Raw genomic sequence first — 22,924 nt, forward strand, 5'->3', positions numbered from 1 at the left:
CGCTCGACTGAGTGGACTCCATGTCGTCGAACCCGAAATCGAACCATCGCAACCGGCCTTCGGCTGATGCCGATGTCGAAACCTATCGGCTGCCGCGCTGGGACAGCCAGGGTAATCCCGTATCCGAACCGCGTCAGTCAGTGGCCAGCGAAGACATCGAGGAAGCGGATGTCCAACTGCCGACCGCCGAGGACATCCGGCGGATTCACGAGGACGCCTATAACGAAGGCTTCGAATCCGGCTACGAGCAGGGCATGCGCCAGGGGCAGGCCGACGGCCACAAACAGGGGCAGCAGAAGGGCTATCAGGCCGGCGAAGCCCAGGGCCGCGAGACGGGTGAAAAGGCGGGCTTCGAGGCGGCGCGAGCCGCCGAGGACGAACGCATTGAAGCCGAGCTCAAACCGTTGGCGACTGTGCTTGAAGAGTTGCAGTCGGCGCTCCCGGAGCAGGAAGCGGCGCTTAAGGACGGTCTGGTCGTTCTGGCCACCCGCATCGCGCGCAACGTCATCGACGCGGAACTCTCGCTGAAACCGGATCACATCGCCAGTCTGGCCCATGCCGCGGTGCAGGCGCTGCCCAATGCCGACGAGCGGCTGATCATCGAAATGAACCCCGCCGACGAAGCCCTGGTGTCCCGCGTGGCCGAAAGCCACTGGACGCTGGAGCCCGATGACGCCATCACCCGCGGTGGCTGTGTCGTGCGAACGCGATTCAGTTACATCGACTACACTCTGGAGCACCGTTATCGCCAGCAGGTGGCCAATCTGCTGGCGCATCTGGGGCTGTCCGAACGTCTAACCGAGCTGGAGCAGCCCTGGCCGTTGCCGGCCGCAGAGCCGCCGCAACCGCCGCCGGCCGAGGATGTTCATTCGGACCCGGAGCCGGTGCCTGAAGAGCCCGAGTCCAAAGACACCGAGCACCTGCAGAGCAATGCGTCGGAGCCGGATCACGAGGTCGATACATCGCAGGTGGGCTCCACAAGCCCGACGGCGGACACCGACAACGAGTACGGCGCCCCGGCACTGGACGAAAACCCGACGGAGTCTCCCGATTCCGAATCCATTCCGGACAACGACGAGGCAGTTCCCGAACCCGAACCCGAACCCGTAACGAATGCGCCGCCGGAAGCGGACAATGAACCCGAGCCACCGACCGACCCGGAGCCGCCCGATGAGCCACCTCGCTGATTTTCTGCGCGACAATGAGCGCTGGATTCCCGAGCGTTCGCCGATCATCGTCGAGGGCCGTCTGACGCGCATGGTCGGGCTGACGCTCGAGGCGATCGGTCTCAATGCCACGGTGGGTGAGCGGTGTCTGGTGATCGACCGTCAAAACACCGTCGAAGCCGAAGTGGTGGGCTTTCAGGACGACAAAGCCTTTCTGATGCCGGTGCAACCGTTCAGCGGGCTCCGCGCCGGGGCCCGGGTGGTGCCGCTTGAAACCGCCAGCGAACTGGTGATCGGCGACGAACTGCTGGGCCGGGTGGTCAACGGTTTCGGCGAGCCCATCGATGGCAAGGGTCCACTCAGTTGCCGGGTTCAGCAGAGCCTGAACGGCACCATCATCAATCCGCTGCACCGACAGCCGATCCGTGAGCCGCTGGATGTCGGCATTCGCGCCATCAACGCGTTATTGACGGTCGGACGAGGCCAGCGTTTGGGTCTGTTCGCCGGCTCCGGCGTCGGTAAATCGATGCTGCTCGGTATGATGACCCGATTCACCACAGCGGACATTATTATCGTTGGCCTGATCGGCGAACGCGGCCGGGAGGTCAAGGAATTCATCGAGGACATCCTCGGTGAGGAGGGGCTTTCCCGGTCCGTCGTCGTGGCTTCACCGGCGGACGACGCACCGCTGCTGCGCCTGCGAGCCGCGCAATACACGACCAGCATCGCCGAATACTTCCGCGCTCAGGGCAAGAATGTACTGATGTTGATGGACTCGCTCACCCGCTATGCCCAGGCGCAGCGGGAAATCGCGTTGGCCATCGGCGAACCGCCGGCGACCAAGGGCTATCCGCCCTCGGTATTTGCACGCATTCCGCAATTGGTGGAGCGGGCCGGTAACGCCGAAGCCGGTGGCGGTTCCATCACCGCCTTTTATACGGTACTGACCGAGGGCGATGACCAGCAGGATCCGGTGGCGGACTCGTCCCGCGCCATTCTGGACGGCCACTTCGTGCTCAACCGGCGACTGGCCGAGGAAGGGCATTACCCGGCCATCGACATCGAGCAAAGCATCAGTCGCGCCATGCCGCAGGTGGTGCCGGAGTCGCACATGAAGTTATCGCAGAAGATCAAGCAGGTCTGGTCACGCTACCACCAGAACCGGGATCTGATTTCCATTGGCGCCTACACCGCCGGTTCCGACAAGGACATCGACCAGGCCATTCAGTTGTTTCCAGCGATTCGGGATTTTCTGCAGCAGGGCTTGAATGAGCGGATTCCCTATGAGCTCAGTACCCAGCAAATGCAACAACTGGTACCCGCCCAGCAACCGCCCCGAACGCCACAGGCCGGCATGCGCAAGGGCCGGCCGCTGGCCAAGCCCGGTGCGCGGGCCGGTAACCAGCAGGGGTGAACTGAATGGCGAAACGCTCCGAACGCATGCAACTGATCGAGCGCCTGGCGCGCCAGCGCGAGGATCAGGCCGCCCAGGCGCTTGCGCAAACCCGTCAGCGCATCGAACAGGAACGTCAGCAACTGGATGAACTGTTCGGTTATCGACGCGAATACCAGGGGTACCTCGAGCAGCAGGGCGGCGAGGGGATGTCGATCCTGCAGTGGCGGCGTACCCAGGGGTTCATCGACCAGCTCGGCAATGTCATACAGCAGCAGGAAGGCGTCATCCAGCGCTGGCAGCAACAGGAGCAGCAGTTGCTGCAGCATTGGCAGTCGCTGTACCAACGTCGCCGCAGCCTGTCCCAGTTGATCGAGAAAATCAGCCTGGAAGAATTCATCGAGGCCGACCGACAGGAGCAGAAAGCCCTGGACGAAATGGTCAGCCAAATGATGCAGCGTTCCCAGTCGTGAGAACCGCTCGAACAATAGTTGCGCCGACCCCGGGGCTGACAGTAAAGTGACGAGTTCGAACGGCCGTCGGTGACTGGCAGCCTGTTAATTTGTATCTACACTGAAAGGGAAACCGTCCGGCCGTGGGCGATTGTCTGTTGGCCCGGTGACCCCAGTGACGCTTTAGAACGATTGAGGACAGCGTATGACCGTCTCTGCAATTCCCAGCGATAACGGCACGGCCATGACCATCAAGATCACGGGTCGCTTCGACTTCAGTTCCCATCAGGAATTCCGCCAGATCTACGAGAACGCCTCGCCGGACATCAAGGTCTACACCATCGACATGGCGGAAGCGACCTACCTGGACAGCTCGGCTCTGGGCATGTTGTTGCTGTTGCGTGACCACGCCGGCGGCGACAATTCCGACATCCGCATCAAGAATTGCAACGAAGATGTGCGCAAGATCCTGACCATCTCCAATTTCGGACAATTGTTCCGTATTGAATAACCCCACCCGAATCGCGTCCGATGGCTGAGCCGCTCAAGATCCTGGTTGCCGATGACAACGAAACCGACCGGATGATCCTGAGGGCGATCGTCCAGCAGGAAGGTCACCGGGTCATCGAAGCGGCCAACGGTCGCGAAGCCGTCGAACGTTTTCTCGCGGATTCTCCCGACATCATCCTGATGGACGCGCTCATGCCCGTCATGGACGGGTTGCAGGCCAGCCGGGAAATCAAGGAGCGCGCCGGTGGCGACCTGGTGCCGATTATTTTCCTGACGTCCCTGCAGGACGCCCAGTCCCTGGCGGAATGTCTGGACAGCGGGGGCGACGACTTCATGTCGAAGCCCTACAACCGGGTTATTCTCAAGGCCAAGATCAAGGCGTTCAGCCGGATGCGGCTGATGCACGCGCAGCTTCAGGAGCACAACCGCCAGATGCTGCTCGAACAGCAGGTCGCCAAAACCGTGTTCGACAACGTGGCTCACTCCGGTTGCCTGAACCTCGACAACATCCGCCACAGCCTATCTCCTTTGGCTGTTTTCAACGGCGACACCGTCCTCGCCGAACGCAAACCCGACGGCGGCATGTTGCTCTTTCTCGGCGACTTCACCGGCCACGGCCTGCCGGCCGCCATCGGCGCCATGCCACTGGCGGAAATCTTCTACGGCATGACGTCGAAAGGCTTCTCGATGGAGGAAGTCCTGCGGGAGATCAACAGCCGGCTGCGCAAGATTCTGCCGGTGGGTGTCTTCTGCTGCGGCGCCATGGTCGAGCTGAATTTCTACGACAAGACCGCCCGCATCTGGGTCGGGGGCGTCCCCGATGTCTACCTGGTCCGCCACCGGACCGGCGATCTCGTCAAGATTCCCAGCACCAGTCTGCCGCTCGGCGTGCTCGACCCTCACGAATTCGATCCCACCGCCAGCGATCACAACATGGACGTCGGCGACCGGGTCTTTCTCTGGTCCGACGGCATCATCGAAAGCCACAACCCGATGGGAGAAATGTTCGGTGAAGCCCGTTTGGAGCAGCTGTTCGAGGAAACCGACAACCCCGACGACCTGTTCGACGACATCCTTTCCGCCGTCGACGCGTTCATCGGCAAGGGGAATCGCGACGACGACATCACCCTGTGCACCGCCAAGATGGTCCACATCGACGACATCGGCATGCCCACGTTCGACACCAGCAAGGGGACCGTCGGCGGCCCCATGGACTGGGAAATGTCGCTCGAACTGCGCGATCAAAGCCTGAAAGCCTTCAACCCCTTGCCATTAGTGCTCAATATCCTCATGGAGGTCGAAGGGTTGCGCGGTCTCAGCGGACAGTTGTACACCCTGCTCGCCGAACTGTTCAATAATGCGCTCGATCATGGCATTCTGAGACTGGATTCACAGTTGAAAACCAATGCTCAGGGTTTCGCCGCCTACTACTTGGAGCGCGAACGCCGCCTGAACGACTTGGACGACGGCCGCATCAGCCTTCACATCCGGCATCGGCCGGTGGGCAAGGGCGGCGAACTGAGCCTGCGGATCTCGGACAGCGGTCCCGGCTTCGACCATCAACGGATGGTGTCGGGCATCGACGAGAACGGCGAATCCTACAGTGGGCGCGGCATCACGCTCGTGCACCAGCTGTGCGACCGCTTTGAATACCGGGATCGGGGCAATACCGTGGAAGCCACGGTGTGCTGGCCCAAGCAAAATTGACGCGTACCTGAATAAACGAACCTGTCGGGAAGCAACAGGCGAATTTGGTGGATGGATCTTGGAGTGGACTCTTATGTCGGAACAGAATCCGGAACCGTCGGATCATTTGGATGAAGCGACCCTGAACGAATTGGAAGCGCTGCTGGAGGACGATTTCGTCGATCTGGTCGAAACCTTCCTCAAGGACGCCCAGGTTCGCTACGACGAGTTGGCGCAAACGGTAAAATCAACCGTGGCCGAGGACATCCGGCGAGCGGCGCACAGCTTCAAGGGCAGCAGTCTGAATGTCGGGGCAACCCGGTTGGCGGCTTTGTGCCGGGAGCTGGAAGACCATGCTCGAGAGGGACGGATCGTCTACGCCAAGGAGTTGCTGGAAAACATCCACCATGAAATGACTGTCGTCGACACACTGTTTCGTCAGCGTTATTTGTGAACTGTTGCCTGTGGTCCGTACCCGACACAGTTTGTAGATTGGATTAGCCGAAGGCGTAATCCAACGTTAGTTCTTGAGGCTCTCATATCTACACGCGGGTTGGAGATGTTGGATTACGCCTTCGGCTAATCCAACCTACTGATTGTATTCCATCTGCGTTTTATTCACAGAAGCCTTCCCACATTGGCCTGCCATTTGCTGAGACTCTCACATCATCAATGAATTGTGAGGCTGAGTGGATGTTGTCCTTGCCCGGCTTGGAAAGCGTATCTCCGGTTGAAACGACCCCGACCATAACCCCGGGACGTTTGTCCGAATCCTCTGAAACGTCCGCACCAAGCGGCTTTGGCGCCATACTGTCGAAGTACAGCCTGGCGGCTCGGTCGGCGGACGGAGAGGCGGTAAAGGAAGGGGTGACATTGCCGTTGCAAGCCGGGAGCGAGACCGCCAAGGGCCAGTTCTTGCCGCTTTTGCGGCAAGGGGAGGGCGCCGACAGCGCTCTGGACGTTTCGCCCACTGAATTGTTGGACGATCTCTCGCTGCGCCTCGAAGATCTGACCGAGACTATTGACCAGCTATTGGCCAAGGAAGCCAATGCCGATGGCGAAGGGCCGCTGAGCCAGTTCCTGAAGCAGGAGTTGGGGCTCGACCAGCAAAGCGTGGATCAGGTGATGCAGGCGCTGAAAAACTGGATCGAGAATCCGCCGGAAGTCGCCATGACCCCAGAACAACTGGAATCCATGGACCCCGAGGTTCTGAATCAGATCGAAGGCCTGTCGCGGCTGTTGGGCGACCTGGATCAGGAGTTGTCCCGTTGGCTGGCCGAGATCGATCCTGAACAAGCTCCCACCGTCGCACCGGATGGTGGACCTTCGCCGCTGGCGTCGCTGGCCGATATGTTCCCGGCCGAGATGCGCCGCCTGGGCGAAGGCAAACCGGAGGGTGATTCGAAAGAACCGCCATCGCCGGCTCGATTTATCGCCCGGACTCTGCAAACAGTACTGAATTCCGCGACCAACGGCAGTCTGCCGTCTTCGCCGGACATGAGTCGTCCGGAGTTGGCCTTGCTGACCACCGGTGCCAGTCAGCCGTCCAATGACGTATCCTTCAATAACACTCTGCTGGATATGGCGCGAGCGACCTTTGCCCGTAAAGCCGGAGCCGAGTCGGAGTCGCCCATGCAGCTGGCCTCGCTCTCGGACGCGGCTGATACCGCAGTGCTGGAGGCCAAGGGGTTGGCCCAGAAACCGGATTTGACCGGAGTGGATCGGGGGCTGATGCGAGCGGTGGAACGACCGGTCATGGCCAATGAGATGGGCCGACAACTGGGCGAACGGGTGTTGATGATGGCGCGCGGTGAGATCAAGCAGGCCTCGATCCGGCTGGATCCGCCCGAGCTGGGCATGATGGACATTAAAATCTCCGTTCAGAACGACCAGACCCAGGTCCAGATCGTGGTGCAGAATCCGCAGGTTCGTGAAGCCTTGGAGAGCCAAAGCGCCAAGTTGCGGGAATTCCTGGAGCAACAGGGGCTGTCGCTGGACAATCTCGATGTGCGCGAGGAGTCCCGGGGCCAGAGCGACGGCGATGAGTCGGGAGATGGCGACGGTCGGGATTCATCCGGCGAGCCCGGCTCTGGCCTGGCCGACGAAGGAGGTGAGCCGTTGCGTCAATGGCGGCAGGGATTGGTGGACGATTTTGTCTGATCGAATCCCGGTTGGCTAGACTGTATGCGGGTCAGCGACGCGAACCGCGGCTGTTCAATCTGAACAATCTGGCGCATCCTTTGCAGTACTGAATTCAAACGACGGAAGACAGGCATGGCGGAAGACGACGAACAGGTCGAAAACGAGTCGGGGGAATCGGCCCGCTCCAAGTTGAAGAGCATGGTGATGATCGCGGGCGGCGGTATCCTGATCGCCTCCCTGTCCATCGGCGGTACCCTGTTTTTTCTGAGCCGGGGTGATGATTCGATGGCCGGAGACGAGGAGATGTCGGAAGAATCCGCCGAGGAGGCGCCCCAGGGGCCGGCCATGTACCTGGCCATGCAGCCCGCTTTCATCGTCAACTATACTGTCGGGGCGCGAACACGGTTTCTGCAGCTAGAACTGAGTTTGATGACGCGGGACGGGGCGGCCATCGATGCCGCTAATGCCCATATGCCGCTGATTCGGGATCGGCTGCTCGAAGTGTTGGCGCAGCAGGATTATCAAAGCCTGCAAACGGCCGAAGGAAAGGAACAGCTGGTCGGTGAGCTGACCCAGGCTGTGCAAACCATCATGCAGGACAAAATCGGACGCCCCGGTATTGAAACGGTGCTGTTCCGCAGTTTCGTGATGCAATAGGTGTAATCGTGCAGGACTTACTGTCACAAGACGAAATCGATGCGCTCCTTCACGGGATCGATGACGGTGCTGTCGAGGAGGAGGATTCCGGCGACGAAACCGGGGTCAAATCCTATGACCTGACGAGTCAGGATCGCATCGTTCGCGGGCGCATGCCCACCCTGGAAATGATCAACGAGCGTTTTGCCCGTTACACCCGCATTTCCATGTTCAATTTCCTGCGCCGCAGCGCCGATGTGGCCACCGGCGGCATCCAGATTCTGAAATTCGGCGAGTACGTCCACACGCTCTATGTCCCGACCAGTCTCAACCTGGTGAAAGTTCGACCTTTGCGCGGCACGGCCCTGTTCATCCTCGACGCCAAACTGGTGTTCAAGTTGGTCGATAATTTCTTCGGCGGCGACGGACGCCACGCCAAGATCGAGGGCCGCGAATTCACACCGACCGAGATTCGGGTCGTGCAAATGGTGCTGTCTCAGGTGTTCGAGGACATGAAGGAGGCCTGGGGCGCGGTACTGGATGTCGATTTCGAATACGTCTCCAGCGAAGTCAACCCGGCCATGGCCAACATCGTCTCGCCGAGCGAAGTGGTGGTGGTCAGCACCTTTCATGTCGAGCTGGATGGTGGCGGCGGCGATCTGCACGTCACCATGCCGTACTCGATGATCGAACCGGTGCGTGAAGTGCTCGACGCCGGGGTGCAGAGCGATGTCGACGAAATCGACGATCGCTGGGTCGAATCACTGCGGCACGATATCCTGCGCGCCAAGGTGCCCGTGAACGCCAAGGTGGTGGAACGCGAGATCAAGCTGCGCGATCTGGTCGATCTCGAGCCCGGAGACATTATTCCGGTGGAGTTGCCGGAAGCCATCACCCTGACAGCCAACAAGGTGCCCCTGTTTGAATGCAAACTGGGTCAGTCGGGCGAGAACCTGGCATTGAAAGTGCTCCAACCGGTGAAGAAGAACGGCCGGGAAGTGGGCGATCTGAAATCCCGTTTGCTGGGCCAGCGCCGTAAGAAGCGCGAAGAACATGCCGTCGAGGCGATTAGTCAGGCGGTCCAGCAAGAGAAAGAGGAGAAACAGGACAATGAGTGACAACGAGCGCCCCGAAGACGAGCAAAACGAAAACGCATCCACGGATGCCGAGACTTCACAGGACGACGAAGCCCTGGCCGAAGAGTGGGCCGCGGCCATGGCGGAGTCCGGCGATGATGAAAGCGACGATGAGGATGACGCCGACGATACGGCGCGTGCGCCACTGGAAGAGTTCGGCGGACCGAGCGGTTTCGACTCCCAGGGCGACACACCCAACATGGATGTTATTCTCGACATCCCGGTGACCATTTCCATGGAAGTGGGCAATACCCAGATCCCGATTCGCAACCTGTTGCAATTGAACCAGGGCAGCGTGATCGAGCTCGACCGCCTGGCCGGTGAACCCCTGGATGTTCTGGTCAATGGCACCCTCATCGCCCATGGCGAGGTGGTGATGGTTAACGAAAAATTCGGCATTCGACTGACCGATGTTGTGAGTCAGCAGGAACGCATCCAGCGATTGAGATAGCGACCCATTGAGAGAGACTCCGTGCTTTTTGACACCCGAACCAAAAAATTGACAGGGCAACTGATCGCCTGGCCGGCATTGCTTCTGGCAACGCCCGTCGCGCTCGCCCAAAGCCCGGCACCAGGCGGCCAGTCCGACTATATGAAGCTCGGTCTGACCCTGGTTTTCATTATTGGCCTTATCTTTGCGTGTGGCTGGTTAGTACGACGAATGGCTGGCGGTGCGGGCTTCAACCACCGTCACATCAAGGTACTGTCGGTCATGCCACTGGGCACCCGGGAGAAACTGATGCTGGTCAAGGCGGCCGATGAATACCTCCTGCTGGGGGTTACGCCGAACGGCATCACCACCTTGCATCGCTACGACGAGCCGATCGATATCGGGGAAAACACCGTCGCCAGCCCATTCGCCGATCGGATGAAAGGTTTATTGAAAGGGCTGGATAGTGATCCGCTGGCGAAACACAAGCACTCACCCAAGCAAGACTCCAATACCGACAAGAACGGCTAGACGTTCTTTCCTGTTCCTGTTCGCTCTGGTCCCGGTGATCCTCTTCGCCGGGCTGGTCGAAGCCCAGGGCATCCCCGCCATCACCATCACCTCGGACGGCAACGGTGGCCAGCGCTATTCGGTGACGCTGCAGATCCTCGCGATCATGACGGCGCTGACTTTCATTCCGGCGGCGCTGATGATGATGACCAGTTTTACCCGCATCATCGTGGTGTTCGCCATTCTCCGGCAGGCCATCGGTTTGCAGCAGACACCGTCGAACCAGATGCTCATCGGCCTGGCCTTGTTTCTGACCTTTTTCATCATGTCTCCGGTGTTGAACGAGGTGAACGAGCAGGCGATTCAGCCCTACATCAACGAAGACATCCTGCCCCGGGAAGCCATCGATCGGGCCGTCAGTCCGATGCGGCGCTTCATGCTGGCGCAAACCCGGGAGGATGATCTGGGGTTGTTTATTCGTCTGGCCGATGAGGAAGGGCAGATCGAAACGCCGGAGGACACGCCGTTGAATATCCTGATACCGGCGTTCGTCACCAGTGAGCTGAAGACGGCGTTTCAGATCGGCTTTCTGTTGTTCATTCCTTTTCTGATCATCGACCTGGTGGTCGCTTCGGTGCTGATGGCCATGGGTATGATGATGCTGTCCCCTATCATCATTTCCTTGCCGTTCAAAATCATGCTGTTCGTACTCGTCGACGGCTGGGCCATGATCATGGGCTCGGTTGCTTCGAGTTTCGCCTAGGAGGACGCAGACTATGGAAGCCGCCAACATCGCGGACCTGTTTTCCGAAGCGCTGTTCATCGTCGTCATGATCGTGACCATCATCATCGGCCCCAGCTTGCTGGCCGGTCTGGTGGTGGCGACCTTTCAGGCCGCCACCCAGATCAACGAGCAAACACTGAGTTTTTTGCCCCGCCTGCTGATCACATTGATGATGATGATATTCGCCGGCCCCTGGATTGTCGGCAAGGTGGTGGATTTTACCCGACAATTGATGTTGAACATTCCCATATTGATCGGGTGACCCTCTGAATGGAAATATCCGACGCGCAAATCGCCAGCTGGGTCAGCCATTTCATGTGGCCATTCTTTCGCATCGGCGCCTTTCTGATGATCGTGCCGGTGCTGGGTGCCCAGGTCGTACCGACGCGCGTCCGTCTGGGTCTGGCCTTTATGATGACCATCGCGGTGTCACCCCTTTTACCGCCGATGCCGGTCATCGAGGTGACGGGTATGGAGAGTCTGGTCATCATCGCCCAGCAGGTGCTGATTGGTCTGACGCTCGGCTACATCGTGCTTACCATCCTCCAGGTCTTCATCCTCGCCGGTCAGACCATCTCCATGCAGATGGGGCTGGGGTTCGCATCCATGGTCGACCCGGCGAACGGCATTTCCGTGGCCGTGCTCAGTCAGTGGTACCAGGTATTGGTGACCCTGGTGTTTCTGGCCATCAATGGCCATCTGGTCGTGATCGAAGTCATGGCCGAATCGTTCTCGATCATGCCGGTCGGCCCGGTCAGCTTCAGCCGGGAAAGCTTCATGGCCGTCGCCGAATTCGGAGCCTGGCTGTTTCAGGCCTCGCTGATGCTGGCCCTGCCGGCCATTTCGGCGCTGCTGCTGGTCAACCTGACGTTCGGCATCATGACCCGCGCCGCGCCGCAGTTGAACGTTTTCGTGCTCGGCTTTCCGATCACCATGCTGGCCGGTCTGGTCATCGTCTGGGCCAGCTATTGGGCCGCCTTTCCGATGGTCCAGGAACTGCTGAACGAACACGTGCGCTTTATGCGCGAATTGCTGCTTAACTGAGGCTTAACTGAGGAGAGTGCATCGTGGCCGAAGAAAACGACAGCTCCCAGGAGCGATCGGAAGAACCCACGGAACGAAAACTCAAGCAGGCCAAGGAAGAGGGCAACATCGCCCGATCCAAGGAGCTGAACACCTCCGCGATCCTGGTCGCCGCCGCCGCCGGCTTTCTGATTTTCGGCCCCGGCATGGCCGCGACCCTGATGGACATCATGAAATTCAACTTCGGGTTCGACGCCTACGCCAGTTGGGACACCACCGTCGCCATGCGGTACCTGGAAGTCTCGACCTACGAAGCGCTTAAGTCGCTTATTCCGTTGTTCATCCTTCTGCTGGTTGCCGCGTTCTTCGGACCCATCGGTCTCGGCGGCTGGAACTTCGCCACCAAAGCCATCGCACCCAAGGGCAGCCGGCTCAACCCGCTTTCCGGTCTCAAGCGGATGTTCTCGTTGAATTCACTGGTGGAATTGTTGAAAGGGTGGGGCAAGATCCTGCTGGTCGGTACCATCTCCGCGATACTGTTGTTTGGCCTGAAAGGCAATTTCATCAGCATGGTCTTCGAACCGACCGAACCCTCGGTCAAACACGCCGCCTTTTTGCTGGCCTGGACCTTCCTGCTGATGTGCTGCAGCACCCTGATCATCGCGGCGCTCGACATTCCGTTCCAGATCTACAGCCACACCAAAAAACTGCGCATGACGATGCAGGAGGTCAAAGAGGAATTCAAAAACACCGAAGGCAAGCCGGAAGTCAAAAGCAAGATTCGCCAACTGCAACGCGAAATGGCCAACCGCCGCATGATGTCCGACGTACCGGATGCCGATGTCGTCATCACCAACCCCGAACACTACGCCGTCGCGCTCAAATACGAACCCAACGCCATGCCTGCACCCGTGATGCTCGCCAAAGGCGTCGATCAGGTCGCGTTCAAGATTCGCGAAATCGCCACCGAGTACAAGATACCGGTCATGGAAATTCCGCCGCTGGCCCGATCCATCTACCATCATACCGAGATCGGCGGCGAAATCCCCGAAGGGCTCTACATCGCCGTCGCCCAGGTGCTTGCCTACGTCTACCAGACCGAGCAGTGGAAAAAGGGTCATGCCCCCAAACCCGAAGGCCGACCCGATTGTCCCATTCCGAATGACTTGCGTGAGGATGAGTAGCCCTTTTCCCCTCACGCCAGCGTTACTTTGATTGCCAGGAATCCGTGCCAGGTGGTGCGCATGCCTCAGTCGGTCGCTGTGAATACGTCCATGTACACTCGGCGGCAGCCATCCATGGCTGCCGACGTCCGACTGAGACATACCCACCACCTGGCACTCGCCGCAAAGCCGGTCAAGTAGTCAAGTAGGTTGGATTAGCGGGAGCGTAATCCAACAGATATGACGGAGCCACAGGACAACTCATCGCCACCGACGTGATGTTGGATTACGCCCTTCGGGCTACCGAGACGTCGGACCGATCCCACCTACGGTTCAACCAAGCAAAGGGACGGGTTGGATAAGCGACCACGAAATCGAGTGTCGGGTGGCGGGTAGACTTCAGGCGGACGTCGGCAGCCATGGATGGCTGCCGCCGAGCTTACAGGGATGTACTTGCAGCGACCGACTGAAGCCTACCCGCCACCCGACACGGATTCCCGCCACTGAACCAAGACGATTGGCCCAAACCTTGCGATAGATCACATAACTCCCTGATTCGTCTGAAAATTGACAGATGGCGCTATTCGATAACGTAAAAGGATTCGGCAACCAGGTTCGCGGACTTGACCGTACCGCGGTCATGAACAGCACCCGCTCCAATGCCAAAATCATGACGCAGCGTCTGGTCGGCGTACCGCTGATGCTGTTGATGGTACTGGGGTTGATGACATTGCCCGTACCGCCGTTCGTCCTCGACTCCTTTTTCACCTTTAACATCGCCTTGTCCATCGTCGTCCTGCTGGTCACCATCTATGTCCTGCGCCCGCTGGACTTCGCCGTCTTCCCGTCCATTCTGCTCGTCGCCACCCTGTTGCGCCTGGCCCTGAACGTCGCCTCGACCCGGGTCGTATTACTCTACGGCCATGAAGGCGGGGATGCGGCCGGTAAGGTGATCGAAGCGTTCGGCGAGGTATTGATCGGCGGGAACTATGCGGTCGGTTTCATCGTCTTCGCCATCCTGATGATCATCAACTTCGTCGTGGTCACCAAGGGTGCCGGTCGAGTCTCGGAAGTCAGCGCCCGTTTTACCCTGGATGCCATGCCGGGCAAGCAAATGGCGATCGACGCCGATTTGAACGCGGGCCTCATCGACGCCGAAACGGCCAAGACGCGCCGGACGGAAATCGCCCAGGAGGCCGATTTCTATGGCTCCATGGACGGTGCGTCCAAATTCGTACGCGGCGACGCCGTAGCGGGTCTGCTGATTCTGGCCATCAACATTCTCGGCGGGCTGGCCATTGGCATGATGCAACACGACCTGGAGTTCAATCAGGCCGTACAGCGCTATGCTCTGTTGACCATTGGTGACGGCCTGGTCGCCCAGATTCCCAGTCTGCTGTTGTCGGTTGCCGCGGCGATCATGGTGACCCGCAACAGTAACAGTCAGGAAATCGGCGAACAGATCATCAACCAGATGTTCGCCACACCCAAAGTGCTGGGCATCGCCGCCTTCCTGATTTTTATCATGGGCATCCTGCCGGGGATGCCCCATTTCGTCTTCCTGTCTCTGGCGTTTCTGTGTGCGCTGGGGGCTCTGCTGATTCAATACCGCCAGAAATTGGCGCTGGGCGAGTCCTTCCTGCCCGGTGCGCCGCCGCCGAAAGCCGGGGCCGGCGGTGGCCGTCCGGGTGGGCCGGGCGGAGGCGCGGGGTCGGCCCGGCAGGGCGAAGTGGAGGGCGCACCTCCCGTGGCCCGGGTGGAAGACGAGAACCGGGAACTGAGTTGGGACGACGTTCAACCGGTGGACATCGTCGGCCTGGAAGTGGGGTACCGTCTGATTCCCCTGGTGGACCGCAGCCAAGGCGGCCAACTGCTGGGACGCATCAAGGGGATTCGCAAGAAGCTGTCCCAGGAACTGGGCTTTCTGGTGCCGTCCATACACATCCGGGATAACCTGGACCTGATGCCCAATGCCTATCGTTTGACGCTGATGGGTGTCGGTATCGCCGAAGCCGAGGTCTATCCGGATCGGGAGCTTGCGATCAACCCGGGTCAGGTATTCGGCCCCCTGGACGGCATCAAGACCACGGACCCGGCATTCGGCCTGGAGGCGGTCTGGATCGAAGCGACCCAGAAAGAGAAGGCCCAGACGCTGGGCTACACGGTTGTGGATTCCAGCACCGTGGTGGCCACCCACGTCAATCATCTGTTGCAACAACATGCCCACGAACTACTGGGCCATGAGGAGGTCCAGCAGATGCTGGATCTGCTCGGCAAGAAATCGCCGAAGCTGGCAGAGGAACTGGTGCCCAACACCCTGTCGCTCAGCCAACTGCTCAAGGTCTTGCAGAACCTGCTGATGGAGCAGGTTCCGGTGCGGGATATGAGAACCATCGCCGAATCGCTGACCAACCTGCAGCCGAAGACCCAGGACATTAATGCGCTGACCAATGCCGCGCGTATGGGGCTGTCCCGGCTGGTGGTCCAGGGCATCGTCGGCAACGAACGGGAAATCCCGGTGATCACGTTGGACCGATCATTGGAACAGTTGTTGCAAAAGACTGTTCAACAGGCCGGAAGTGACGGGAATCTTGACGGTATCGCCCTGGAACCGGGGATGGCGGAACGCCTGCAGCAATCGCTGCAAGAGACCGTCCAGCGCCTGGAAAGCGAAGGCAAGCCGGCGGTATTGCTGGTTTCGGCGGGGATACGGATGCTGTTGGCGCGTTTCGTTCGTCACGGCGTACCGAACCTGAAAGTACTGAGTTTCCAGGAAATACCGGACAACAAACACATCACCATCGTGGCTACGGTCGGCGGACAATGAGGATTAACCCGTGAAAGTGAAACGCTTTGTCGTGCCCAGCATGCAAGTCGGATTGAAGCAGGTCGCCGATGCCCTGGGGCCCGGTGCGGTCATCCTATCCAACAAAAAACTGGCGCAGGGGCTGGAAATCGTCGCCGGCGTCGATGAGGCCGATCTGGCTGAATACGAAGCTCAGCGGGGGCCCGAGCCGGATCCGGATGCCATCATTAAAGCCAAACCTCAGTCCGAATCCGGTGGCGGCCAGTCCAAACTGGACCAGAATACCCTTCAGGAACTGCTGCAGGCCATGGCGCCCAAGAATCGGGCTGCTTTCGGGCAGCCCGAAACACCGGTCGAACGGCCGGAGCCCATGGAGCCGACACCCCGGGCACGCCCGGCTCCCATACCCGAACCGACGCCGCAACCGGTGGAGGCGCGTGAGGCGTCATCGCCCCGAGCGGAACAGCCGGCGGGGTTCGATCGGCAGCAGGAACGCGAATTGATGTCCGTCATGCGCGAAGAGATCGACAGCCTGCGCCGCCTGTTGCAACGCCAGACCGACTTTTTGAACGAGCCGCCCATGCCCAGACAATCGCCCCAACTGGAACGACTGGAAGCGCGGTTCCAGGCGCTGGGTCTCAGCGGCTCTGTGCAGCGCTCCCTGCTGCGTCATTTCGACCCCGAAACACCGCTCGACACCAACTGGCGTCGGCTCCTGGGGCGTCTGGCGGCGGGTTTGTCGGTTCCCATGTTCGACCCGCTGGCTCAGGGCGGCATGATTGCGCTCTGTGGCCCGACCGGTGCCGGCAAGACCACGACGCTGGCCAAAATGGCCGCTCGCTACGTGAAAGAGCAGGGGCCGGAAGGGGTGACCATCGTCAGTACCGACTATTTTCAACTGGGCGCCCAGGATTCACTGGCCCTGGTCGCCCGGATACTGGGTGTCGAATTTGTCGGGGTGAAAGAGGGACAGTCTCTGAGCCGGGTGCTGGATGGCCTGGGAAGTCGCTCGCTGGTACTGATCGACACCAGCGGCAGCCGGGAAGCCATGCGTCAATGGAAGAAAGACGTGGCCGACACCGACCTGGATCGGCGCCTGCAAACCGTCATGGTAGTGCCGGCGACCGCACATTCTGATAGCCTGAAACAATTCGTCCAGGCATTCCCGGGCCGCCATATAGCCGGCGCTATCATTACCAAACTGGATGAAGCGCCCTGTTTTGGCAGTATCTTCGATTGCGTATTGCGTCATCGCTGGTCGCTGTGGTTCAGCACCGACGGACAAAACATCCCGAAGGACATTCACCGCTGCGATCCGGCCGGCCTGGTCAAACGATTGGCACGGGGGCTCTCGCAGACCCATCCGAAATTGGCTGTCGCGAGCTGAATGCCTATACTGTCGGGTAACTGGAGAAGATGAATCGAATGAGTGGTTTGAAACCGATACAGGTCCTGGCCGTCACCGGCGGTAAAGGAGGCGTTGGCAAGAGCAATGTCTCAGTCAACGTGGCCGTGGCGCTGGCCGAACAAGGCAAACGGGTGGTGTTGCTGGACGCCGATCTGGGTCTGGCCAACATCGATGTCCTGCTGGGTATCTCCTCGGGTAAGAACATCGCCGATGTCCTGGCCGGCGAGGCTGAACTCAGGGACATCATGGTTCCGGGCCCAGGTGGCATCAAGGTTATCCCGGCCTCGTCCGGCACCCAGCAGATGGCCAACCTCGGCGAACGCGAGCATGCCGGCATCATTGGCGCCTTCAGCGAGTTGGGCGACCAGATGGACGTGCTGATCGTCGACACCGCGGCTGGCATCTCCCGCACTGTGACCAATTTTGTGCGCGCTGCCCAGGAAACGCTGATCGTCGTCACCGATGAACCGACTTCGGTCACCGACGCCTATGCCCTGATCAAGGTTCTGAACCGGGACTGCAAGATGGATCGCTTCCGGGTGCTGGCCAACATGGTCCGCACGCCGAAAGAAGGTCAGAATCTATTCAATAAACTGGTCAAGGTGACCGATCGCTTCCTGGACGTGACTTTGCAGTATGTCGGCTCGGTGCCGATGGACGAGTCCGTGCGCAAGGCGGTACAACGCCAGAAAGCGGTGATCGAGGCCTATCCTCGGTCCAAGGCGGCCATCGCCTATCGTTCGCTGGCGCAAAAGGTCGCAACCTGGCCGCTGCCGCAATCACCGCGCGGTAATCTTGAATTCTTCGTGGAGCGACTGGTGCAGGGCGCCGGAGTGGCCTGAGATGTCGGTGCAACAGTACACTATGTATCAGACCGAAAAACGGGTTGACTACAACCAACTGGTGGACGAACACGGTGTGCTGGTCAAACGCATCGCACATCACCTGTTGGCTCGTCTGCCGGAAAGCGTTCAACTCGAAGACCTGGTTCAGTCCGGCATGATCGGCCTGTTCGAGGCGGCGCAGAATTACGACCACTCCAAGGGCGCGAGCTTCGAGACCTACGCGGGTATCCGTATTCGCGGCGCCATGCTCGATGAAGTGCGCAAGGGCGACTGGATACCGCGCAGCGTGCACCGTAATTCCCGCCGCATCGCCGACGCCATTCGCGAGATCGAAATGCGGGAGGGGCGGGACGCCCAGGATTCCGAAGTCGCCCAGTCGCTCGAAATGAGCCTGGATGACTATTACAGCCTGCTGAAAGACACCCATGGTTCGCGCCTGTTCAGTTTCGAGGAACTGGTGGAGCAGGGCAATGGCGACCTGCAGGATTACCAGGCTGACCGGGGCCAGCAATCGGCACCGCATCGGGACGTCGAGTCCGACCAGTTGAACCGCCAATTGGCCGACGCTATCAAACAGTTACCCGAACGCGAGCAACTGGTGTTGTCGCTGTATTACGACGAAGAGCTGAACCTTAAAGAGATCGGTGCCGTACTCGGGGTCAGCGAATCCCGCATCAGTCAGATCCATACCCAGGCCGCCGCACGGCTGCGTGCCCGTATGCGCGACTGGTAGTTCTACTCCGGCTTTTCCAAACCTCTCCCGACCTCTTTCCAGGCGTGTGTCCCTTCCGGCTATGGGGTAAACTACGCCGGTTTCGACCGACCCGGATGACGTGCCTAAACTTTTGCGAGCGCTGGTCGATACAAAAAACAGTGGGTATCAGCGGAAGCTGACAGGCACGCCTCCGCCGGGGTACTGCTGGCCACCAATGGGATGCGACAAATCCCGAGCCTGTCTTTGCCGGGCCCCGAAACCGGGAGCTCGGAGCGGACAGGACTGGCTAGCCGGTCATCAGCGTCTATTATTAACAGTGTACCGAGCATTACGGGTGAGGCTATAGGAGGTCATCTTGGACAAAAACATGAAAATCCTGGTTGTGGACGATTTCTCGACGATGCGTCGCATTGTCAAGAATTTGCTTCGTGACCTGGGCTTCAGCAACACCCACGAAGCCGATGACGGCACAACCGCCTGGCCCATGCTGCAAAGCGGTGATTTCGATTTCGTCGTGACCGACTGGAACATGCCGGGCATGTCCGGTATCGATCTGCTGAAAAAGATCCGGGCGGATGAACGCCTGAAGACGACGCCGGTGCTCATGGTCACGGCCGAAGCCAAACGGGATCAGATCGTGGCCGCTGCCCAGGCCGGTGTGAACGGCTATGTCGTCAAACCCTTCACCGCCGCCGCTCTCAAGGAGAAGATCGAGAAGATATTCGAACGGGTGGATAGCTGAAGTCGCGAAGTCGGGGTTCAACCAAGAGGCCACTATGGCGGAAGCAAGTAAACTATCGCAGGAATTCCAGGATACTTTGAAGTCCTTGGCGCCGGCCCTGCTGGAACAAGTCCAGGGCGACAACCTCGAAGAAGCGGTCGCCATCCTGGTGAAATTACAGCAAGCGCGCAACGAATCGCACTCCGACGGTGAATTTTCCTCCGTCCTCAAGCAGAAAGCCGTCGAATTGCATCAGCGTATCGAGTCCGGGGAAATCGAATCCGCACTGGAAACGCTTCAGGAACTGCAGGATGCCCGCGATCGCGGCCTCTATCAGGAGGTGGGGCGGCTGACCCGAGCATTGCACAGCGCGATCACCAACTTCCACATCGACGCCGAACCCGGGGAGCAGGTCAAAGAGCTCTCCGAGATGAGCGAAGCCACCGACCGGCTCGGCTATGTGATCAAGATGACCGAGAAGGCCGCCAACACGACGCTCGATCTGGTCGAGGAAAGTATGCCGGTGGCCAACGAGCTCGCCTCCGAGGCCGAACGTCTGAAAGGCGAGTGGAAGCGGCTGATCGACCGCGACATGAGCGCCGAGGAATTTCGTGAGTTGTATTGGCAGCTCGATGGTTTTTTCAACCAACTCAGCGATCATTCCCAAAAACTCTACGGCAATTTGTCCAGCATTCTCCTGGCGCAGGACTTCCAGGATCTTACCGGTCAGGTGATCAATCGGGTCACCGGGCTGGTCAAGGAGGTCGAAGCCAGCCTGGTCGATCTGGTCTTCATGGCCAGCCAGGTGGAAGAAATCACGGGTATTGTCAGAGACGGCGAAGTCAAGGCGGAACAGGACAACCTCAAGGGGCAAGGCCCCCAAATCGACACCGAAGCCGAGGATGTCGTGTCCAGCCAGGATGACGTCGATGACCTGCTGTCCAGTCTTGGGTTTTAGGGAGCGTAGCCATGGGCTTCGAAGCTGATGAAGAAATATTACAGGATTTCCTGGTCGAGGCCGGGGAAATTCTGGAGCAGTTGTCTGAACAGCTGATTGAACTGGAACGCTCTCCCGACGACCGCGATCTGCTCAATGCCATCTTTCGCGGTTTCCATACCGTCAAAGGGGGCGCCGGCTTCCTGCAATTGACGGCGCTGGTCGATTGCTGTCACGCCGCCGAAAACGTGTTCGATACGCTGCGTAACGGTCATCGTCAGGTCGATTCGGACCTGATGGACACCGTGCTCAAGGCGCTGGACTCGGTCAACGACATGTTCGCCACGGTCAGTAACGGCGCCATGCCGGAACCGGCCGATCCGGACCTGCTGGACTGGCTGCACAAGTACGCCGAGCCGCAAAAACCCGGAGAAGACCTCTCGGCCTCGGGATCGGACGACACTGATGACAGCGACGGTGCCGAGGGCGCTGAATCCGAAGCCGCCGAAACCCCGCAAGCAGGTGAAGACATCACCGACAGTGAATTCGAGGAACTGCTCGACGCCATATCGCCCGAAGACCAGGCCAAAGCGGCTGACTCGACCCAGCCATCTTCCGGCCAGTCGGCCGGCGACTCGACCGATTCCGGTGGTGACGAGGAAATTTCCGAAGACGAATTCGAAGCGTTGCTGGACCAGTTGCATGGCAAGGGGAAGTTCAATCCCGGTGCCGTCGGAAGTGAATCCGACCAGGGTGACGACAAACCGGTCGAAGACAAAGCAGACAAGAAAGCCGGCAAACCCGAACAATCGGCCGCCGAACCGGACACCTCAAGCGACAAAGGCGGTGATGAAATCACCGATGACGAATTCGAGGCGCTGCTGGACCAATTGCACGGCAAGGGCAAGTTCAACGCGGGGGCGGTCGGTACGACTGACAGTGACTCCAAGCCAGACCAAGATGCAGGTAAATCGGAATCCAAACCCGACACCAGCCAGCAAAAGCCAGCCGACAAACCGGCTGAAAAGCCTGCTGAAAAGGCTCCCGCCGACAAGAAGCCCGAACCGGCCGCCAAGCAGGCTCCGGCGAAAAAAGCGGAGCCGGCCGCGAAGAAGGCCGAACCTGAGGCCGACAAGCCCGCCGCCAAGGTACAACAGCCCGATCGGCCGGCAGCCAGTGGCGGTGCCCAGGACACCACTGTGCGCGTGGATACCAAGCGTCTCGACGACATTATGAACATGGTCGGTGAGCTGGTGCTGGTGCGTAACCGTCTGGTCCGGCTCGGTTCCGAGTTGGAAAGCGAGACGCTGCAAAAGGCGGTCGGCAACCTGAATGTCGTGACCGCGGACTTGCAGAGTTCGGTCATGAAAACCCGGATGCAGCCCATCAAGAAGGTATTCGGGCGCTTCCCCCGGGTTGTGCGCGATCTGGCGCGCAATATGAAAAAAGAAGTCAATCTGGAATTGATTGGCGAAGATACCGACCTCGACAAGAACCTGGTCGATGCCCTGGCCGACCCCCTGGTGCATTTGGTGCGCAACTCGGTCGACCATGGTGTCGAGATGCCGGACGTGCGTGAAGCGGCGGGCAAACCCCGTATGGGCCGCGTGATCCTGTCCGCCGAGCAGGAAGGCGACCATATTCTGCTGACCATCCGCGACGACGGCGGCGGCATGAACCCGGACAAACTGCGCGAAATCGCCGTGAATCGGGGTGTCATGGACCAGGAAGCCGCCGACCGGCTCAGCAATAAAGAATGCTACAACCTGATCTTCGCACCCGGTTTCAGTACCAAAACGGAAATCTCCGACATCTCCGGGCGCGGTGTCGGCATGGACGTGGTCAAAACCAAGATCAGCCAACTGAACGGTACGATCGATATCGATTCCGAACAGGGGCGGGGCACCACCATTAAAATCAAGGTGCCGCTGACACTCGCCATCATGCCGACCCTGATGGTCATGCTTGAGGATCAGGCATTCGCACTGCCTTTGGTGAACGTGAACGAGATCTTCCATCTGGACCTGACCCGAACCAATGTCGTGGACGGCAAGGAAGTGGTGATGGTGCGCGGTAAACCGTTGCCGCTGTACTATCTCAAGCGCTGGTTGATTCGCGGTACCAGCCACGCCGATGTTCCCGAAGAAGGGCATGTCGTCGTGGTGTCCGTGGGCACCCAGAAAGTCGGTTTTGTGGTCGATACACTCATCGGCCAGGAAGAGGTCGTCATCAAACCTCTGGGCCAGATGTTGCAGGGGACCGAGGGCATGGCCGGCGCCACCATCACCGGCGACGGCCGCATCGCCCTGATTCTGGATGTTCCCAGCCTGCTGAAAGCGTACGCCGGCAACTGACCGGGCGGCCATCGGATGCCGCCAACCTATTATTCGGCCGGTGTCGACGTTATTCGCCGATCTGGCTGTCCGGCCAGTATGCTAGAGTGAGCCGGATTCCGGCCCGG

22 protein-coding genes are annotated in these 22,924 nt (G+C 59.6%); all 22 read left to right on the forward strand.

All coding sequences use genetic code 11. The annotated features are described in order from the left end of the window. Positions 1 to 20: 20 nt before the first annotated feature. The 22 genes from IE111_RS08585 to IE111_RS08690 all read left to right on the forward strand — a co-directional run bounded on the left by IE111_RS08585 (position 21) and on the right by IE111_RS08690 (position 22,817). On the forward strand, positions 21 to 1,187 hold the full coding sequence (locus tag IE111_RS08585; protein WP_189608156.1) for a FliH/SctL family protein: 1,167 nt from the start codon (positions 21 to 23) through the stop codon (positions 1,185 to 1,187). Next, complete coding sequence (gene fliI / locus IE111_RS08590; RefSeq protein WP_189608157.1) at positions 1,171 to 2,580, forward strand: flagellar protein export ATPase FliI; 1,410 nt, start codon at positions 1,171 to 1,173, stop codon at positions 2,578 to 2,580. Before IE111_RS08585 ends, fliI begins: the two co-directional genes overlap by 17 nt. Positions 2,581 to 2,585: 5 nt before the next feature. Beyond that, the gene (gene fliJ / locus IE111_RS08595; protein ID WP_189608158.1) at positions 2,586 to 3,032 is read left to right on the forward strand and encodes a flagellar export protein FliJ; all 447 of its coding nucleotides are present in this window, start codon (positions 2,586 to 2,588) and stop codon (positions 3,030 to 3,032) included. A 184-nt stretch (positions 3,033 to 3,216) separates the two neighbouring features. Beyond that, on the forward strand, positions 3,217 to 3,522 hold the full coding sequence (locus tag IE111_RS08600; protein ID WP_189608159.1) for an STAS domain-containing protein: 306 nt from the start codon (positions 3,217 to 3,219) through the stop codon (positions 3,520 to 3,522). 20 nt (positions 3,523 to 3,542) lie between these two features. Then, the gene (locus IE111_RS08605) at positions 3,543 to 5,228 is read left to right on the forward strand and encodes an ATP-binding SpoIIE family protein phosphatase (RefSeq protein ID WP_229805295.1); all 1,686 of its coding nucleotides are present in this window, start codon (positions 3,543 to 3,545) and stop codon (positions 5,226 to 5,228) included. A 73-nt stretch (positions 5,229 to 5,301) separates the two neighbouring features. After that, positions 5,302 to 5,661 carry an Hpt domain-containing protein gene (locus IE111_RS08610; RefSeq protein ID WP_189608160.1) on the forward strand — a complete coding sequence of 120 codons (360 nt, stop codon included), beginning with the start codon at positions 5,302 to 5,304 and terminating at the stop codon, positions 5,659 to 5,661. 308 nt (positions 5,662 to 5,969) lie between these two features. Then, positions 5,970 to 7,367: a flagellar hook-length control protein FliK gene (locus tag IE111_RS08615; protein WP_189608161.1), complete on the forward strand. Its 1,398-nt coding sequence runs from the start codon at positions 5,970 to 5,972 to the stop codon at positions 7,365 to 7,367. A 114-nt stretch (positions 7,368 to 7,481) separates the two neighbouring features. Then, positions 7,482 to 8,006 (forward strand): flagellar basal body-associated FliL family protein, encoded by a 525-nt coding sequence (locus IE111_RS08620; protein WP_189608162.1) that lies wholly within the window; start codon positions 7,482 to 7,484, stop codon positions 8,004 to 8,006. 8 nt (positions 8,007 to 8,014) lie between these two features. Beyond that, positions 8,015 to 9,103, forward strand: a complete 1,089-nt coding sequence (fliM, locus tag IE111_RS08625; protein WP_189608163.1) for a flagellar motor switch protein FliM — start codon at positions 8,015 to 8,017, stop codon at positions 9,101 to 9,103. Continuing rightward, positions 9,096 to 9,572, forward strand: a complete 477-nt coding sequence (gene fliN, locus IE111_RS08630) for a flagellar motor switch protein FliN (RefSeq protein WP_189608164.1) — start codon at positions 9,096 to 9,098, stop codon at positions 9,570 to 9,572. The genes fliM and fliN overlap by 8 nt, the downstream gene beginning before the upstream one ends. Positions 9,573 to 9,593: 21 nt before the next feature. Beyond that, entirely contained in the window at positions 9,594 to 10,082 is a 489-nt protein-coding gene (gene fliO, locus IE111_RS08635) for a flagellar biosynthetic protein FliO (protein ID WP_189608165.1), read from the forward strand. Positions 10,083 to 10,107: 25 nt separating this feature from the next. After that, on the forward strand, positions 10,108 to 10,824 hold the full coding sequence (gene fliP / locus IE111_RS08640; RefSeq protein ID WP_373300889.1) for a flagellar type III secretion system pore protein FliP: 717 nt from the start codon (positions 10,108 to 10,110) through the stop codon (positions 10,822 to 10,824). Between the two features lie 13 nt (positions 10,825 to 10,837). Continuing rightward, positions 10,838 to 11,107: a flagellar biosynthetic protein FliQ gene (locus IE111_RS08645; RefSeq protein WP_189608166.1), complete on the forward strand. Its 270-nt coding sequence runs from the start codon at positions 10,838 to 10,840 to the stop codon at positions 11,105 to 11,107. A gap of 8 nt (positions 11,108 to 11,115) precedes the next feature. Then, entirely contained in the window at positions 11,116 to 11,889 is a 774-nt protein-coding gene (gene fliR / locus IE111_RS08650; RefSeq protein WP_189608167.1) for a flagellar biosynthetic protein FliR, read from the forward strand. Positions 11,890 to 11,912: 23 nt separating this feature from the next. Continuing rightward, positions 11,913 to 13,052 (forward strand): flagellar biosynthesis protein FlhB, encoded by a 1,140-nt coding sequence (flhB, locus tag IE111_RS08655; protein WP_189608168.1) that lies wholly within the window; start codon positions 11,913 to 11,915, stop codon positions 13,050 to 13,052. A gap of 553 nt (positions 13,053 to 13,605) precedes the next feature. Then, entirely contained in the window at positions 13,606 to 15,858 is a 2,253-nt protein-coding gene (gene flhA, locus IE111_RS08660; RefSeq protein WP_189608169.1) for a flagellar biosynthesis protein FlhA, read from the forward strand. Positions 15,859 to 15,868: 10 nt separating this feature from the next. Then, the gene (gene flhF / locus IE111_RS08665; protein WP_189608170.1) at positions 15,869 to 17,224 is read left to right on the forward strand and encodes a flagellar biosynthesis GTPase FlhF; all 1,356 of its coding nucleotides are present in this window, start codon (positions 15,869 to 15,871) and stop codon (positions 17,222 to 17,224) included. A 38-nt stretch (positions 17,225 to 17,262) separates the two neighbouring features. Further along, positions 17,263 to 18,087 carry a MinD/ParA family protein gene (locus IE111_RS08670; RefSeq protein WP_189608171.1) on the forward strand — a complete coding sequence of 275 codons (825 nt, stop codon included), beginning with the start codon at positions 17,263 to 17,265 and terminating at the stop codon, positions 18,085 to 18,087. 22 nt (positions 18,088 to 18,109) lie between these two features. Then, the gene (locus IE111_RS08675; RefSeq protein WP_189608519.1) at positions 18,110 to 18,823 is read left to right on the forward strand and encodes an RNA polymerase sigma factor FliA; all 714 of its coding nucleotides are present in this window, start codon (positions 18,110 to 18,112) and stop codon (positions 18,821 to 18,823) included. Between the two features lie 349 nt (positions 18,824 to 19,172). Beyond that, positions 19,173 to 19,547, forward strand: a complete 375-nt coding sequence (gene cheY / locus IE111_RS08680; RefSeq protein WP_444544499.1) for a chemotaxis response regulator CheY — start codon at positions 19,173 to 19,175, stop codon at positions 19,545 to 19,547. A 34-nt stretch (positions 19,548 to 19,581) separates the two neighbouring features. Continuing rightward, positions 19,582 to 20,484, forward strand: coding sequence for a protein phosphatase CheZ (locus tag IE111_RS08685; protein ID WP_189608173.1), 903 nt, complete (start codon positions 19,582 to 19,584; stop codon positions 20,482 to 20,484). An 11-nt stretch (positions 20,485 to 20,495) separates the two neighbouring features. Continuing rightward, positions 20,496 to 22,817 carry a chemotaxis protein CheA gene (locus IE111_RS08690; protein ID WP_189608174.1) on the forward strand — a complete coding sequence of 774 codons (2,322 nt, stop codon included), beginning with the start codon at positions 20,496 to 20,498 and terminating at the stop codon, positions 22,815 to 22,817. Positions 22,818 to 22,924 lie beyond the last annotated feature (107 nt).

This window comes from Saccharospirillum salsuginis (genome assembly GCF_014651855.1).
In the GTDB taxonomy this organism is placed as follows: Bacteria; Pseudomonadota; Gammaproteobacteria; order Pseudomonadales; family Natronospirillaceae; genus Saccharospirillum; species Saccharospirillum salsuginis.